The organism is Streptomyces sp. NBC_00461 (genome assembly GCF_036013935.1).
GTDB lineage: Bacteria > Actinomycetota > Actinomycetes > Streptomycetales > Streptomycetaceae > Streptomyces.
Genome location: NZ_CP107902.1, coordinates 2243683 through 2259820, shown reverse-complemented (window position 1 = coordinate 2259820; position 16138 = coordinate 2243683). Strand labels below are relative to the sequence as shown.

Annotated in this window: 15 protein-coding genes; 7 read left to right on the top strand and 8 right to left on the bottom strand. The window is 70.3% G+C overall.

Annotated features, from left to right (window positions below):
* Positions 1-7: 7 nt before the first annotated feature.
* Positions 8-1051, top strand: a complete 1044-nt coding sequence (locus OG870_RS10780) for a zinc-dependent alcohol dehydrogenase family protein (RefSeq protein WP_266511858.1) — start codon at positions 8-10, stop codon at positions 1049-1051.
* A 28-nt stretch (positions 1052-1079) separates the two neighbouring features.
* Here OG870_RS10780 and OG870_RS10775 read toward each other — a convergent pair whose 3' ends face one another.
* From OG870_RS10775 to OG870_RS10765, 3 genes are all read right to left on the bottom strand, one after another.
* Positions 1080-2078 (bottom strand): copper resistance D family protein, encoded by a 999-nt coding sequence (locus OG870_RS10775; protein ID WP_266585630.1) that lies wholly within the window; start codon positions 2076-2078, stop codon positions 1080-1082.
* A gap of 109 nt (positions 2079-2187) precedes the next feature.
* Positions 2188-3561: a CoA transferase gene (locus OG870_RS10770; protein WP_266585631.1), complete on the bottom strand. Its 1374-nt coding sequence runs from the start codon at positions 3559-3561 to the stop codon at positions 2188-2190.
* A gap of 150 nt (positions 3562-3711) precedes the next feature.
* Positions 3712-5241, bottom strand: coding sequence for a S8 family serine peptidase (locus OG870_RS10765; RefSeq protein WP_266585632.1), 1530 nt, complete (start codon positions 5239-5241; stop codon positions 3712-3714).
* 252 nt (positions 5242-5493) lie between these two features.
* On the opposite strand from OG870_RS10765, the gene OG870_RS10760 reads away from it, so the two are divergent.
* The 3 genes from OG870_RS10760 to moaA all read left to right on the top strand — a co-directional run bounded on the left by OG870_RS10760 (position 5494) and on the right by moaA (position 8641).
* Positions 5494-5850, top strand: a complete 357-nt coding sequence (locus tag OG870_RS10760) for a DUF485 domain-containing protein (protein ID WP_266511848.1) — start codon at positions 5494-5496, stop codon at positions 5848-5850.
* A complete protein-coding gene (locus OG870_RS10755; protein ID WP_266511846.1) occupies positions 5847-7472 on the top strand; it encodes a solute symporter family protein in 1626 nt (541 codons plus the stop codon). Before OG870_RS10760 ends, OG870_RS10755 begins: the two co-directional genes overlap by 4 nt.
* 179 nt (positions 7473-7651) lie before the next feature.
* Positions 7652-8641 (top strand): GTP 3',8-cyclase MoaA, encoded by a 990-nt coding sequence (gene moaA, locus OG870_RS10750; RefSeq protein ID WP_266511844.1) that lies wholly within the window; start codon positions 7652-7654, stop codon positions 8639-8641.
* Between the two features lie 10 nt (positions 8642-8651).
* On the opposite strand, the gene OG870_RS10745 is transcribed toward moaA, so the two are convergent.
* Both OG870_RS10745 and OG870_RS10740 read right to left on the bottom strand, forming a co-directional pair.
* Positions 8652-8879 (bottom strand): hypothetical protein, encoded by a 228-nt coding sequence (locus tag OG870_RS10745; protein ID WP_266585633.1) that lies wholly within the window; start codon positions 8877-8879, stop codon positions 8652-8654.
* A gap of 225 nt (positions 8880-9104) precedes the next feature.
* On the bottom strand, positions 9105-9503 hold the full coding sequence (locus OG870_RS10740) for a DUF3099 domain-containing protein (RefSeq protein WP_266588485.1): 399 nt from the start codon (positions 9501-9503) through the stop codon (positions 9105-9107).
* A gap of 245 nt (positions 9504-9748) precedes the next feature.
* Here OG870_RS10740 and OG870_RS10735 point away from each other — a divergent pair, with 245 nt between their 5' ends.
* Entirely contained in the window at positions 9749-10027 is a 279-nt protein-coding gene (locus OG870_RS10735) for a GlsB/YeaQ/YmgE family stress response membrane protein (RefSeq protein WP_266511835.1), read from the top strand.
* A gap of 82 nt (positions 10028-10109) precedes the next feature.
* Here OG870_RS10735 and tyrS read toward each other — a convergent pair whose 3' ends face one another.
* Genes tyrS through OG870_RS10720 form a run of 3 tightly spaced genes read right to left on the bottom strand, consistent with a single transcriptional unit; the run spans position 10110 to position 14349 of the window.
* Positions 10110-11378 carry a tyrosine--tRNA ligase gene (tyrS, locus tag OG870_RS10730; RefSeq protein WP_266511832.1) on the bottom strand — a complete coding sequence of 423 codons (1269 nt, stop codon included), beginning with the start codon at positions 11376-11378 and terminating at the stop codon, positions 10110-10112.
* A gap of 56 nt (positions 11379-11434) precedes the next feature.
* On the bottom strand, positions 11435-12829 hold the full coding sequence (locus OG870_RS10725; protein WP_266511830.1) for a metallopeptidase TldD-related protein: 1395 nt from the start codon (positions 12827-12829) through the stop codon (positions 11435-11437).
* Positions 12826-14349 carry a TldD/PmbA family protein gene (locus OG870_RS10720; RefSeq protein WP_266511827.1) on the bottom strand — a complete coding sequence of 508 codons (1524 nt, stop codon included), beginning with the start codon at positions 14347-14349 and terminating at the stop codon, positions 12826-12828. Before OG870_RS10720 ends, OG870_RS10725 begins: the two co-directional genes overlap by 4 nt.
* Before the next feature lie 251 nt (positions 14350-14600).
* Between OG870_RS10720 and fabG the strand changes: the two genes are divergently transcribed.
* Both fabG and fabI read left to right on the top strand, forming a co-directional pair.
* Positions 14601-15305 carry a 3-oxoacyl-[acyl-carrier-protein] reductase gene (fabG, locus tag OG870_RS10715; protein ID WP_266511824.1) on the top strand — a complete coding sequence of 235 codons (705 nt, stop codon included), beginning with the start codon at positions 14601-14603 and terminating at the stop codon, positions 15303-15305.
* Positions 15306-15310: 5 nt separating this feature from the next.
* On the top strand, positions 15311-16078 hold the full coding sequence (gene fabI, locus OG870_RS10710; RefSeq protein WP_266511822.1) for an enoyl-ACP reductase FabI: 768 nt from the start codon (positions 15311-15313) through the stop codon (positions 16076-16078).
* Positions 16079-16138 lie beyond the last annotated feature (60 nt).

The window sequence follows — 16138 nt, the reverse complement described above, 5'->3', positions numbered from 1 at the left end:
CCTCGCCATGCGCGCCACCACCATCCACGCCCCGTACGACATGCGTGTGGAGGACGTGCCCGAGCCCGTGGTGCAGCTGCCCACCGACGCCGTGGTGCGGGTGCTGCGCGCCTGCATCTGCGGCAGCGACCTGTGGGCCTACCGCGGCGAGGCGGCCCGGCAGCCGGGGCAGCGGATCGGACACGAGTTCCTCGGCATCGTCGAGGAGACCGGCTCCGAGGTGGACAGCGTGCGCCGTGGTGACCTCGTGGTCGCGCCCTTCATGTGGTCCGACGGTGTCTGCGACCACTGCCGCGAGGGCCTCACCACCTCCTGCGAGCACGGCGGCTTCTGGGGCGCCGTCGGACACGACGGCGGCCAGGGCGAGGCCGTCCGCGTGCCGTTCGCCGACGGCACCCTCGTACAGCTCCCCAAGGACGCCGCCTCCGACGACCACCTGCTGTCCTCCCTGCTCACACTCTCCGACGTGCTCGGCACCGGTCATCACGCGGTGCTCGGCGCGGGCGCCCGCCCGGGAGCCACGGTCGCCGTGGTCGGCGACGGAGCCGTCGGCCTGTGCGCGGTGCTCGCCGCCCGGCGCCTCGGCGCGGAGCGGATCATCGCGCTGGGCCGCCACCAGGTCCGCACGGACATCGCGCGCCGCTTCGGCGCCACCGACGTCGTCGCCGCACGCGGGGACGAAGCCGTCGAGGCCGTACGCGAACTCACGCGCGGACAGGGCGCGCACGCGGTCGTCGAGGCCGTCGGTACGGAACAGTCCATGCGTACGGCGGTCAACATCACCCGCGACGGCGGCGCGATCGGCTTCGTCGGCGTGCCGCACGGCAGCGGCACCGGTCTTGACCTCGGCGTCATGTTCGACCGGAACATCGCGCTGCGCGGCGGCGTCGCACCGGTCCGCGCCTACATCCCGGAGCTGCTGCCCGACGTCCTGGACGGCACCGTCGACGCCTCGCCGGTCTTCGACATGACGGTCGGTCTGGAGGGCGTCCCCGACGGCTACAAGGCGATGGACGAGCGCACAGCACTCAAGGTGCTGGTGACGAACTGACGTTCACCGTCCGGGCGTCCGCCGGCATTCACCATCTGATGGGCAGCGGCAGCGCCGTCAGCAGCCCCGACACCACGACCACCACCCCCAGAGTGACGACCTCTGCCCGCGCGGGACCGCAGGCGGTCAGCGGATCGGGGGCGCGGCGCAGCCGGACCCGCGCCCACAGCGCGAGCACGATGACGGCGGCCACGAGGATCACCTTGGCGAGCAGGGTGCGCCCGTACGCCGTCGTCGTCAGCTGGTCGAGGATCGTGTGGGACGGCATGCGGCGCAGCGAACTCCACACCCCGGTCGCGGTGATGACGGCGAGCAGAACGGCCGCCACGCGCGCGTAGAGCCCCAGCAGGGCAGGGCCCGCCTCCGACGGCCCCCACCGGCGCAGCGTGCGCAGTGCGTGCAGCAGACCGCCCGCCCACAGCGTCGCGCACGTCAGGTGAACCAGCGTCAGCCCCGCCCCGAGCAGCGGGTCGTGCTCGGTCGCGGGATGCGCCCGCAGCGCTTCCGCCACGACCACGGCGGCCAGCGGCCACGCCCGGGTCGCCGGACGGCCCGACAGGGCACACAGGCCGGCCGCCAGGAAGCCGTTGACCTCGACGAGCGCGAGCCTGCCGTCCCGTGAGTCGGACAGGCCGCCCACGTCGATCTCGGCGAGGCTGTGCGGCACCAGGTTGCCCGTGGCCACCACCGACGCCAGCCCCAGGGCCGCGACGAAACCGGCGGCGGCCGCGTACGGGGCCCAGCTGCGGGGCGCGTCCGCGGGGGCGCCGGGCAGCGAACGGGCCAGACGGTTCACGAAGAGTTCGCCCACCGGGACGCACAGCGCGGCGAACAGCACCGCCCGCAGCAGCGCGATGCCGCCGACACCGGGTGCGGCGGCCTCCCCGGTGCCGTGCAGCGTGGCGGACGGGCCGAGCAGCGGTATCAGCGCCGCCAGCGCCACCAGGACGAGGACGGCGACGGCCCGGCCGGCACCGGGACGCCGTACCGGCCCGCTCGCGTCGGCCGCCTCGGCCGGTCGTCTCATCAAGGTCACCTCAAGATCTTCACCAGCCGTCGCATAACCGGGCAAGTGAAGGCGAACAACTGGCCGTACGGCATTCCACCCATGGGTACGTTTTCGGTCGCCCCGGAACTCAGAGTCGCCGCGCGGGATCCGTACCCCAGGGCATTGGCGGCCGCGCCCAGTCGACGGGCCCGCCCGCGAAGGACACCGGCGGCAGCGCGTACCGCAGCCGGCCCAGCGGGCTGTCCGTCCCGGCGAGCCAGGGCCCGGGCCCGTCGTACGCCTCGTCCCCGGCGGCGCCGGCCTCGATGCCGTGCACGAGCCACTGAGCCGTCCGCGCCAGCGCCAGCCGGACGAACCGGCTCCCGCCCTCGTACGACTGCTCGGTCAGCGCTCGCAGCACCGCGGCTGCGAGCAGATAGCCCGTGCCGTGGTCGAGAGCCTGCGCGGGCAGCGCACCCGGCCGCTCCTGGGAGCCTTCGGTGTCGGCGATCCCCGAGGCCACCTGCACCAGGCTGTCGAAGCCACGCCGGTCCCCCCAGGGCCCGTACGCGCCCCAGGCGGACACCTGCGCGACGACGATCCCCGGGCGCCGCTCGGCCAGTGCCTGCGCCGACAGCCCGAACCGGTCGAGGGCACCCGGCCGATACCCGGTGACGACGACGTCGGCCTTGGCGAGCAGATCCTCGAAGATCCCCCGGTCCGCCGCCAGGTCGAGGGTCGCCGACCGCTTCCCGAACCCGGTGTCGGCGTGCTGGTCGGGCAGTTCGGGCAACTGCGGCGGATCGACGCGCAGTACGTCCGCGCCCAGCAGAGCGAGTGTGCGGGTGGCGACCGGGCCCGCGAGGACCCGGGTCAGGTCCAGGACGCGCAGCCCGGCGGCGGGCAGCAGGGGAGACCCGTCGACCGGCGTGAGCACACGCCCGGGCGCGGAGTCGAGCCGCTCGCGCTCCACCAGGGGCCGCGCGGACACGGCGGCCGCCTGCTCGTGCGCGGCCCACTCCTTGGGCGTCCGCAGGGCCACGGCCAGCCCTCCGGCCGCGTACACGGCCTCCTCGACGTCGACCGCGGACCGCTCGGCGAGGGCCGCCCCGACGGCGCCCACGTCCTCGGACGCCCCCACCACGTCCAGCAGCCGGGCCCGGTGGTGCGGATAGTTCGCGTGTGTCCGCACCCACCCGTCCGCCGTCCGCCAGAACCGCGACAAGGGCGCGAAGCCGACCGGCGCCCGCCCGTCGACCAGCAGAACCCGCTCACTGTGGAAGGCCGCGGCGACGGCCCCGTCGTCCACCACCACCCCCGGCACCTCCGTCGGCCCGCCCCGCCGAGCCCCCAACTCCGCAGCGGCCAACGCACACGCTCCGACGCACCCCCGCGCCAACTCCCGCACCGGAAGCCGCGCTTCGAGCGCTCCCCGGCGCACGACGACGGTGACTCGTGAGGCGAGGACGGGATCTCCGCCCAGCGCCGACCACGCCGACTTGATGCTGTTGATGTCAGTCATGACAACACTATGCAGTATTGATTCAATCAATATGTGAGCGGAAGTCGACACCGGCCGATACCGTCCCGACGTGGACCGACCCTGGCCTGTGTCATGAGGAAGGGCCGGACGGGGGTGCCCGTCCGGCCCTTCACCTCGCTCGCGCAGGTCCTACTTCACCGCGCGCAGTGCGTTGACGATGCCGAAGCCGTAGAAGCCGTTGACCCGCTTGCCGCCCACGCAGGTGGCGTCGACGACACCGTCGCCGTTGCCGTCGTACGGGCCGGTCGGGCAGCCCGGGTTGTCGGCCTGCGCCTTGAGGAGCGCCTGCAGACGGGCCGGGGACGCGTGCGGGTGCGCCGACTTGAGCAGCGCGGCGACACCCGCGACGTGCGGCGAGGCCATCGACGTGCCCTGGAGATAGCCGTACTGGTTGTTCGGCAGAGTCGACAGGATGCGGCCGTCCTTCGACGGCGTGTCCGCCGCCTTGTACTTGTCCCCGCCCGGCGCCGCGACGTCGATGACGCCGTCACCGTAGCTGGAGTAGTACGACTTGGCGCCGGTGACGCCCGTCGCGCTCACCGTGACGACACCCGGCAGCTGCGTCGGTACGTCGAAGCACTCGTGCGGGTCGACCGTGCGGGTCGCCGGGGTCGAGTCGTCGGGGCTGGACGCGTCGGTGAGGGCGTTCGAATCGAGGTCGTCATTGGAGTTGCCCGCCGAGGCGACATTGAGCGTGCCCTTGCGTTGTGCGTACAGCTGGGCCCTGTTGACCGAATCAACGATGGCACGTTGATCGGGGTCGTCCATGCAGTTGTACAGCCATGGGTCAACGTAATAGCTGTTGTTGGTGACTTCGACGCCGTGATCGGCGGCGAACACGAAGGCGCACACGACGCTCTCCGGGAAGAACAGCGAGTTCGCGTCCGGCTGTGCCACGGTGATGCTCGCGACCTTCACGCCGGGTGCGACACCCGCGACGCCTATGCCGTTGCGGGCCGCGGCGATCTCGCCGGCCACGTGCGTGCCGTGGTAGTGGTTGCCGTCGTTCACCGGCCGCCAGGAGCCGTAGGTGGTGTCCGCCTTGCCGCTCGCGCAGTTCGCGGACTGCGAGGCGGAGAAGTTGGGCGCGATGTCCGGGTGGGTGTCGTCCACGCCGGTGTCGATGACGGCGACGGTCACCTTCTTGCTGCCCGGGTCGATCCCGGCAGCCTTGTCGGCGCCGATCGCCCTGAGGTCCCACTGGTCGGCCTCCAGTGGCTCCTGGCCGGTCGCCGAACTCCTGGCGACCTTCGCGGCCTCGGCCTTGGAGAGGTACTGGACCGCTCCCTCGTCCGTCGTCCCCGCGGCGGTCACCGGCGCCGTACGCGAGGCACCCGCCGACTGGACGCCGCGCACCGTGCGTATCCGGCGGGCGAAGTCGGGGTTCGTGGAATGGGCGACGAGCACGCCGATCCTGTCGTACGCGGCGACGACGCTGCCACCGGCGGCGGTGATCGCCTTCTTGACCGACTCGACCGTGTGACGGTCCGTCCTGGTGTTGACGAGATACGCGAAATTCTCCGCGTCGGCCGACGGGGCCGTGGACTGCGCGCGCGGGGCGGCCTGCGCGGCCGCCGGCAGGAAGCCGAGCGAGGCGGTCAGCGACAGTGCGACCGGCACCGCGAGGGCGAGCCGGCGTCTGGAACGCAGATGAGCCATGGGATCTCCACATCATCCGGAAACGAAACCGCCCGAGACACGGTGGCGCTCGGGCAGGTGCATGACGGGTGGTGCAGGCAGAAGTTATCCCCCGAAGCCGCTGGTCAGCAATGAGTTCCCCAAGGCGAGTTCGGAAACTGGTCAAGCGAGTTGAACCCGCCCTCGCGTGGCGCCGTGACCTTGGACAGGGAGCACTAGGACACTCGCCCCCGATCCCCGTAACACACCGCATCCGCAACTCGAGGAGACTCCGTGGCCACCGAGACACCTCCCCCCTCGAAAACCCAAGCCCGGCTCCCGTCGACCGAGGAGTTCGTCGCGGAGCAGGAGAGTGCGGAGTTCGGTGAACTGCGCCGCGCCCACCGCTCCTTCGCCTTCCCGCTGACCGTCGCCTTCATCGCCTGGTACCTGCTCTACGTCCTGCTGTCGAACTACGCGGACGATTTCATGGGCACCCAGCTGTTCGGCAACATCAACGTCGCCCTCGTGCTCGGCCTCGCCCAGTTCCTCACCACGTTCCTCATCGCCTGGTGGTACTCGCGGTACTCCGCCGCGAAGCTCGACCCCAAGGCCGAGGCCATCAAGTCCCGTATGGAGGGCGACGCATGAGCATCGCGCAACAGACCGTGCTCGCCGCCGGTGAGGCGAGCGAGCACCGGCCGCTGATCATCGGCCTGTTCTCGGTCTTCGTCCTCGCGACCCTCGTCATCACCGTGTGGGCGGGCCGCCAGACCAAGGACGCCGCCGACTTCTACGCCGGCGGACGGCAGTTCACCGCCTTCCAGAACGGCCTCGCGGTCTCCGGCGACTACATGTCCGCCGCGTCCTTCCTGGGCATCGCGGGCGCCATCGCCCTCTTCGGGTACGACGGCTTCCTGTACTCCATCGGCTTCCTGGTCGCCTGGCTGGTCGCCCTGCTCCTGGTCGCCGAACCGCTGCGCAACTCCGGGCGCTACACGATGGGCGACGTCCTCGCGTACCGGATGCGCCAGCGCCCGGTCCGTACGGCGGCCGGCACCTCCACGATCGTCGTGTCGATCTTCTACCTGCTGGCCCAGATGGCGGGCGCCGGCGTTCTCGTCTCGTTGCTGCTCGGCATCACCAGCGACGCGGGCAAGATCGGCATCGTGGCCCTGGTCGGCGTCCTGATGATCGTGTACGTCACGATCGGCGGCATGAAGGGCACCACCTGGGTGCAGATGGTCAAGGCCGTCCTGCTGATCGCGGGCGCCCTGCTGCTCACCTTCCTGGTGCTGCTGAAGTTCCACTTCAACATCTCCGACCTGCTCGGTTCGGCCGCGTCCAACAGCGGCAAGGGCACACCCTTCCTGGAGCCGGGCCTCAAGTACGGCGCGACCTCCACGACCAAGCTCGACTTCATCTCCCTGGGCATCGCCCTGGTCCTCGGCACCGCGGGCCTGCCGCACATCCTGATCCGCTTCTACACGGTGCCCACGGCCAAGGCCGCCCGTAAGTCCGTGAACTGGGCGATCGGCCTGATCGGCGCCTTCTACCTGATGACGCTCGCGCTGGGCTTCGGCGCCGCGGCCCTCATCAAGCCGGACGAGATCATCGCCTCCAACAAGGCGGGCAACACGGCCGCGCCCCTGCTGGCGCTCCATCTGGGCGGCGTCGACTCCAACTGGGGCGCCATCCTGCTCGCCTCCATCTCCGCGGTCGCCTTCGCCACGATCCTCGCGGTCGTCGCCGGCCTGACCCTGGCCTCGTCCTCGTCGTTCGCCCACGACATCTACGCGAACGTCATCAAGAAGGGCCAGGCCACCGAGAAGCAGGAACTGCGCTCGGCCCGCTGGGCGACGGTCGCGATCGGCGCCGTCTCGATCTGCCTCGGGGCCCTGGCCCGCGACCTGAACGTGGCGGGACTCGTCGCCCTCGCCTTCGCGGTCGCCGCCTCCGCCAACCTGCCGACCATCCTCTACAGCCTCTTCTGGAAGCGGTTCACCACCTCCGGAGCCCTGTGGTCGATCTACGGCGGCCTGATCACAGCGGTCGGCCTCGTGTTGTTCTCGCCGGTGGTCTCCGGCAAGGAGACGTCGATGTTCCCCGACGTCGACTTCCACTGGTTCCCGCTGGAGAACCCGGGCCTCATCTCGATCCCGGTCGGCTTCCTGCTGGGCGTCATCGGCACCTACCTGTCCAAGGAGGAGCCGAACACCGACAAGTACGCCGAACTGGAGGTCCGGTCCCTGACCGGCACGGGCGCCCACTGACAGCCCGCGCAGTCCGTCCCCCCGAGCGGCCGCGTCGTAGATCCCTACGACGCGGCCGCGTCGTACCTCGTGGGATCGGGCCGATGTCGTTGTCAGCGGTGTCACGTAGGCTCGCAGGTGACGGGAGACAACTGATCCACACTGATCCGTACTGATCCGCTACGAGGGAGGGGGCCCACGTGCTCATCGACACCTACGGCCGAGTGGCCACCGACCTGCGGGTCTCGCTGACCGACCGGTGCAATCTGCGATGTACGTACTGCATGCCCGAAGAGGGCCTGCAGTGGCTGGCCAAGCCTGATCTGCTCACCGACGACGAGATCGTCCGCCTGATCGACATCGCCGTCACCTCACTGGGCATCGAGGAGGTCCGCTTCACCGGCGGTGAACCCCTGCTGCGCCCGGGTCTGGTCGGCATCGTCGAGCGGGTCGCCGCCCTGCGCCCCCGCCCCCAGATGTCCCTGACGACGAACGGCATCGGCCTCAGGCGCACCGCGACCGCCCTGAAGGAGGCGGGCCTGGACCGGGTGAACGTCTCCCTCGACACCCTGCGCCCGGCCGTCTTCAAGACCCTCACCCGCCGGGACCGGCACAAGGACGTCATCGACGGCCTGGAGGCTGCCCGCGCCGCGGGCCTGACCCCGGTCAAGGTCAACACCGTTCTGATGCCCGGCCTGAACGAGGACGAGGCCCCGGACCTGCTCGCCTGGGCGGTCGAGCACGACTACGAACTGCGCTTCATCGAGCAGATGCCCCTGGACGCCCAGCACGGCTGGAAGCGCGAGGGCATGGTGACCGCGGGCGACATCCTCACCTCGCTGCGCACCCGCTTCGAGCTGACCGCAGAAGGCTCCCAGGAGCGCGGCTCGGCCCCCGCCGAGCGCTGGATCGTCGACGGCGGCCCGCACCGCGTCGGCGTCATCGCCTCCGTCACCCGCCCGTTCTGCGCGGCCTGCGACCGCACCCGCCTCACGGCCGACGGCCAGATACGCACCTGCCTGTTCGCGCAGGAGGAGACGGACCTGCGCGCCGCCCTGCGCTCCGACGCCCCGGACGAGGAGATCGCCCGCATCTGGCGACTGGCCATGTGGGGCAAGAAGGCGGGCGCGGGCCTGGACGACCCGTCCTTCGTCCAGCCGGACCGCCCGATGTCGGCGATCGGCGGTTAGTGCTGGAGCACTAGGAACCCTCGGAACCCTCGGGCGCTTCCCAGTCGTCGAGCTTCACGACGTCCTTCAGGAGGCCCCGCACTCCGAGGAACTGCGACAGGTGTTCCCGGTGCTCCTCACACGCCAGCCACGTCTTGCGCCGCTCCGGAGTGTGGATCTTCGGGTTGTTCCACGCGAGCACCCACACGGCGTCGGTACGGCAGCCCTTTGCGGAGCAGATCGGGGTCTCGTCACTCACGGATTCGTCTCACAGGCGGGCCGGAAAAGGCGCTGAACAAGGCGACGCCGAGCAGCCACGGGGGGAGCTGCCCGGCGTCGGTCTGTCGCTCCGACGGGGGATGCGGAGCGCGTACGAAGTATGTCACGGGGAACCTGTCGCCCGGCACTGGAACAGCATGATTGATCTGAGCTTTTCTTGAGCTTGGCGCGGAGTCGACTGCCGTCCTGGACGCTGCCGCAGCGCTCACGCGCGGTCGTGCGGTTTGCTTCGTGCACCCGGTGCGGGCTCGGCCGCGACATCTTCCGGGTTCGGTTCCGCGAAACCGTCGTTCGTCCCCTTCGGCGCAATCATCGGACGCATCGGGGCGTTCACGAACGTCGACGGAAGCGATGGCGCGTTCTCCCGTCCCGCGTTCGCGATCACCACGGCGATGTAGGGAAGAGCCGCCCCGAGCACCAACGCCACGATCGCGACGTGCCGTTCGACGTTCCACAGCGTGGCCGCGAGGATTACCGCCACCGTTCGGATCGACATCGAGATGATGTAGCGGCGCTGCCGCCCGCGCACGTCCTCGTCCAGGCTCGTCCGTGCGCCGGTGATCCGGAACACCTGGCCGTTGGCACCGCCATGCAGCTTCCGCATCACATTCCACCATCCGCCCGCATCGGACACTCCCCGTCCTCGTGCCCGGTGCATCCCCGACGGGGGACGACACCCGGACACGTCCACGTTACGCCGCGCCTGCGCCGCCTACGAGACCGGGGCACCTCACGCCTGGGCGGGACGGACTCAGCCGGAGCACGTACGGCCGTGGCCGACATGCGCCGTACGGCGCACGGTCCGACACTGGGCGTAATGCTCACGTCGAGCCGTACGAGGAGGCAGCCATGGGCTGGTTGTGGGCGATCATCGTGGGATTCGTGCTGGGCCTGATCGCCAAGGCGATCATCCCGGGCAAGCAGCACAGCCCCCTCTGGCTGACCACCATCTGCGGCATGCTCGGCGCCATCGCCGGCAACGCCATCGCACGCGGGTTCGGCGTTGAATCGACCCGGGGCATCGACTGGAGCCGGCACGCGTTCCAGCTCGTGGCCGCGATCATCATCGTCTTCCTCGTCGACATGGCGTACATGGCGACGATCGGCAAGAGAAAGCAGACGGCCTGAGGGCAGGCACGACGGCCTGAGGGCGGGCAAGCCGAAGGGGGCGGACGTCCCGTGCGAGGAAGTCCGCCCCCTTCGTGCGGGTCTAGGCTCCTGTGACCTCGACCGCGGCCAGGTTCTTCTTGCCCCGGCGCAGTACCAGCCACCGCCCGTGCAGCAGATCCTCCTTGGCGGGCACGGCGTCCTCCGCGGCGACCTTCACGTTGTTCACGTAGGCGCCGCCCTCCTTCACGGTCCGGCGCGCGGCGGACTTGCTGGCCACCAGGCCGACCTCGGCCAGGAGGTCCACGACGAGCCCCAGCTCGGCGACCTGGATGTGCGGCACCTCGGAGAGGGACGCGGTGAGCGTCTTCTCATCGAGGTCCGCCAGCTCGCCCTGCCCGAACAGGGCCCTGGACGCGGCGGTCACGGCGGCCGTCTGGTCCGCGCCGTGCACCAGCGTCGTCAGCTCCTCGGCCAGCGCACGCTGAGCGGCCCGGGCCTGCGGACGCTCCTCGGTCTGCTTCTCCAGCTCCTCGATCTCCTCACGGGAACGGAAGCTGAAGATGCGCAGGAACTTGGAGACGTCCCGGTCGTCCGCGTTCAGCCAGAACTGGTAGAAGGCGTACGGCGTGGTCATCTCGGGGTCGAGCCAGACCGTGCCGGACTCCGTCTTGCCGAACTTGGTGCCGTCGGCCTTGGTGATCAGCGGCGTCCCCAGCGCGTGCACCACCGCGTCCGGCTCGACCTTGTGGATCAGGTCGGTGCCCGAGGTGAGGTTGCCCCACTGGTCGCTGCCGCCGGTCTGCAGCGTGCAGCCGTACCGCCGGTACAGCTCCAGGTAGTCCATGCCCTGCAGGATCTGGTAGCTGAACTCCGTGTAGCTGATCCCTTCCTGGGACTCCAGGCGCCGGGCGACGGCCTCCTTCGCGATCATCTTGTTCACGCGGAAGTGCTTGCCGACGTCCCGCAGGAACTCGATGGCCGACATGCCCTGGGTCCAGTCCAGGTTGTTGACCATGACCGCCGCGTTCGGGCCCTCGAAGTCGAGCAGCGGGGCGATTTGGCCGCGCAGCCGCTCGACCCACTGGGCTACGACCTCGGGGGCGTTGAGCGTGCGCTCGGAGTTCGGCTTCGGGTCACCGATCAGGCCGGTGGCGCCCCCGACCAGGCCCAGCGGACGGTTGCCCGCCTGCTGGATCCGGCGCATCGTCAGGATCTGCACGAGGTTGCCGAGGTGCAGACTGGGCGCGGTCGGGTCGAAGCCGCAATAGAACGTGACAGGACCGTCCGCGAACGCCTTGCGCAATGCGTCCTCGTCAGTGGAGAGGGCGATCAGCCCGCGCCACTTCAGTTCGTCGACGATGTCCGTCACGGTTCTCGTATCTCCTTGGTGATGATCGGGCAGCCGGGCGACTACCGGCTACGAGGTTATACGCCCTGACTGACAGAGCTCATATTGAAGTCCGGCACCCGCAGCGCGGGCATCGCAGCCCTAGTGAACCAGTCGCTCCACTCCCGCGGCAGCGTCTTTTCCGTGCGTCCCGCCTCGGTGGCCCGCCCCAGCAGGTCGATCGGCGACTCGTTGAACCGGAAGTTGTTCACCTCGCCCGTCACCTCGCCGTTCTCGACGAGGTACACGCCGTCCCTGGTCAGGCCGGTCAGCAGCAGCGTCGCGGGATCCACCTCGCGGATGTACCACAGGCACGTCAGCAGCAGACCGCGCTCGGTGCCGGCGACCATCTCGTCCAGCGAGCGGTCGTCGCCGCCGGTCAGGACGAGGTTGTCGATGGCGGGGGCGACGGGCAGCCCGGTCAGGCCCGCGCTGTGCCGGCTCGTCGTGAGGTGCCGGAGCTCGCCCTCACGGACCCAGTCGGTGGCCGCGAGCGGCAGGCCGTTGTCGAAGACCGACTGGTCGCCGCCGGAGGAGTGCGCGATCACGAAGGGAGCCGACTCCAGGCCCGGCTCGTTCGGGTCGCTGCGCAGGGTCAGCGGCAGCTCGCTGAGCCTGTCGCCCACGCGCGTGCCGCCACCCGGCCTGGAGAACACCGTGCGGCCCTCGACCGCGTCCCGGCCCGAGGCCGACCACAGCTGATAGATCAGCAGGTCCGCGACGGCGGTCGGCGGCAGCAGCGTCTCGTAGCGCCCGGCCGGCAGCTCGATGCGTCGCTCGGCCCAGCCGAGGCGCACGGCTAGCTCCGCGTCCAGCGCCGCCGGGTCGACGTCCTTGAAGTCCCGGGTGGAGCGGCCCGCCCACGCCGAGCGCGTACGGTCAGGCGACTTGGCGTTCAGCTCCAGCGTCCCGTTGGGCTGGTCGTGTCGCAGGCGCAGACCCGTCGACGTACCCATGTAGCTCGACACGAGCTCGTGGTTGGCGAAGCCGTACAGCTCCCGACCGCCCGCACGCGCGCGTGCGAAGGCCTCGCCGAGCGCCGGAGCGAAGTCGGCGAACACGGCGGAGGTCGTCTCCGCGGGCGCGTCTGTGAAGTCCGGCGCCTGCGTCACGCCCGTGACCAGCGGCTGCGCGTCCTCCGCGGGCCCGGCGGCGCGCGCGGCGGCCTCGGCTGCCCGGACCAGCGGCTCCAGCTCGTCCACGGTCACGGCCGAGCGCGAAACGACACCCGAGGCGGTGCCCTCCTTGCCGTCGACGGTCGCGATGACCGTGAGCGTGCGCCCGCGCGTGACACCGTTCGTCGTGAGCGTGTTGCCCGCCCAGCGCAGGTTGGCGGTCGAGTGCTCGTCGGCGATCACGACGCAGCCATCGGCGGCGGACAGCTCCAGGGCCCGCTCGACGATGTCGTGCGGCTTGTTGGTGCGGGCGCTCATCGACCGGCCTCCTGCGTGGTGTTGAGGATGTTGACGCCCTTGAAGAGCGCGGAGGGGCAGCCGTGCGACACGGCGGCGACCTGGCCCGGCTGGGCCTTGCCGCAGTTGAAGGCGCCGCCGAGGACGTAGGTCTGCGGGCCGCCCACCGCGGCCATCGAGCCCCAGAAGTCGGTGGTCGTCGCCTGGTACGCGACGTCCCGCAGCTGCCCGGTGATCCGCCCGTTCTCGACCCTGAAGAACCGCTGCCCCGTAAATTGGAAGTTGTAGCGCTGCATGTCGATGGACCAGGACCGGTCCCCGACGACGTAGATCCCGCGGTCGACCCCGCCGATCAGGTCCTCGGTCGACATCCCGGCCGGATCCGGCCGCAGGGACACGTTGGCCATGCGCTGCACGGGCACATGACCGGGGGAGTCGGCGTACGCGCAGCCGTTGGAGCGCTCGAAGCCGGTCAGCTTCGCGATCCGCCGGTCCAGCTGGTAGCCGACCAGCGTGCCGTCCTTCACCAGGTCCCAGGACTGGCCCTCCACGCCCTCGTCGTCGTAGCCGATGGTCGCGAGGCCGTGCTCGGCGGTGCGGTCGCCGGTGACGTTCATCAGGTCGGAGCCGTAGCGCAGCTTGCCGAGCTGGTCGAAGGTGGCGAAGGAGGTGCCGGCGTAGGCGGCCTCGTAGCCGAGCGCGCGGTCCAGTTCGGTGGCGTGGCCGATGGACTCGTGGATGGTCAGCCACAGGTTGGACGGGTCGACGACGAGGTCGTACAGGCCCGCCTCGACGCTCGGCGCGCGCATCTTCTCGGCGAGCAGCTCCGGGATCTGCTCCAGCTCGCTCTCCCAGTCCCAGCCGGTGCCGGTGAGGTACTCCCAGCCGCGTCCGACCGGCGGCGCGATGGTCCGCATCGAGTCGAACTCACCGCTCGACTCGTCGACCGCCACAGCCGTCAGCTGCGGATGCAGCCGCACGCGCTGCTGCGTCGTCACGGTCCCCGCCGTGTCGGCGTAGAACTTGTTCTCGTGCACGGTGAGCAGCGAGGCGTCGACGTGGTTGACGCCGCCCGCGGCGAGCAGCCGTGAACTCCAGTCCGCCAGCAGCGCAGCCTTCTCCTCGTCGGGCACGGAGAAGGGATCGATCTCGTACGACGAGATCCAGGTCCGGTCGGTGTGCACCGGCTCGTCGGCCAGCTCCACGCGCTCGTCCGAGCCGGCCGCCTTGATCACCTGGGCGGACAGTTTCGCCATCGCCACCGCCTGCGAGGCGACCTTGGCGGCCGCGTCGAGGCTCAGATCCACCCCCGAGGCGAAGCCCCACGTACCGCCGTGCACGACGCGCACCGCGTACCCCAGATCGGTGGTGTCCGACGACCCGGCGGGCTTGGCGTCCCTCAGCCGCCAGGACGCGCTGCGCACCCGCTCGAACCGGAAGTCCGCGTGCTCGGCGCCCAGCGCACGCGCGCGTGCGAGCGCTGCGTCGGCGAGGGCGCGTAGGGGAAGTGCCCTGAAGGCTTCGTCGATGGTATGAGGCACCTGCGTCTCTTCCTGTTGGCATGACAGTGACCGGCGGTTGCCCCGATCATGTCGTGGCGACCGGCCGGCGGACCACACGTTTGCCGGTGCGGTCGGCACCTTTCTGTAGGGATCCGACAGCGAGTCCTCTACGCCACTGTCGGTGCCCGATTGTCCGCGGGCGGCCCGGGCCCGATAGGTTTCCGAGGAAGCCGCCTGTCATCCAGGTGTTCGGGCGGGGGTATTCAGACCGCAATCGAAAGGGTGATCCGTTGAGCCGCTCGGTTCTCGTCACCGGAGGCAACCGGGGCATCGGCCTCGCCATCGCCCGCGCATTCGCCGACGCCGGCGACAAGGTCGCGATCACGTACCGCTCGGGTGAGCCGCCGGCAGGCTTCCTGGCCGTCAAGTGCGACATCACCGACACCGAGCAGGTGGAGCAGGCCTACAAGGAGATCGAGGCCGAGCACGGCCCGGTCGAGGTCCTCGTGGCCAATGCCGGCATCACCAAGGACCAGCTCCTGATGCGCATGTCCGAGGAGGACTTCACCTCGGTCATCGACACCAACCTCACCGGCACCTTCCGTGTGGTCAAGCGCGCCAACCGCGGAATGCTGCGCGCCAAGAAGGGCCGCGTCGTCCTCATCTCCTCGGTCGTCGGGCTGTTCGGCGGCCCCGGTCAGGCCAACTACGCCGCCTCCAAGGCCGCCCTCGTCGGCTTCGCGCGCTCCCTCGCCCGTGAGCTGGGCTCACGCAACATCACCTTCAACGTCGTCGCGCCCGGCTTCGTCGACACCGACATGACCAAGGTGCTCACCGACGAGCAGCGTGAGGGCATCGTGAAGCAGGTGCCGCTCGGCCGCTACGCGCAGCCGGAGGAGGTGGCCGCTACGGTGCGGTTCCTCGCCTCCGACGACGCCTCGTACATCACTGGAGCCGTCATTCCCGTTGACGGCGGACTGGGAATGGGTCACTGATCACCATGAGCGGAATTCTTGAGGGCAAGCGCATCCTGATCACTGGTGTGCTGACGGAGGCCTCCATCGCCTTCCACGCCGCCAGGCTGGCACAGGAGCAGGGTGCCGAGATCATCCTCACCGCGTTCCCGCGGCCCACGCTGACCGAGCGCATCGCCAAGAAGCTCCCGAAGCCCACCAAGGTCATCGAGCTCGACGTCACCAACGACGAGCACCTCGGCCGCCTGGCCGACATCGTCGGCGAGGAGCTCGGCGGCCTCGACGGCGTCGTGCACTCCATCGGCTTCGCCCCGCAGGACGCGCTCGGCGGCAACTTCCTGAACACGCCGTTCGAGTCGGTCGCCACGGCCATGCACGTCTCGGCGTTCTCCCTGAAGTCGCTGACCATGGCCTGCCTGCCGCTGATGCAGAACGGCGGCTCGGTCGTCGGCCTCACCTTCGACGCGCAGTACGCCTGGCCGCAGTACGACTGGATGGGCCCGGCCAAGGCCGCGCTGGAGGCCACCAGCCGCTACATGGCCCGTGACCTGGGCAAGCAGAACATCCGCTGCAACCTCGTCTCGGCGGGCCCGCTCGGCTCGATGGCCGCCAAGTCCATCCCCGGCTTCAGTGACCTGGCCTCCGTCTGGGACAGCCGCTCCCCGCTGGAGTGGGACCTCAAGGACCCGGAGCCGGCCGGCAAGGGCATCGTCGCCCTGCTGAGCGACTGGTTCCCGAAGACCACGGGCGAGATCATCCACGTGGACGGCGGTCTGCACGCCATCGGCGCGTGATCGCTGCCGCCATGGTCTGAACGGCGATCGAGGGGCGCGCGCCCGGAGGGGCGCGCGCCC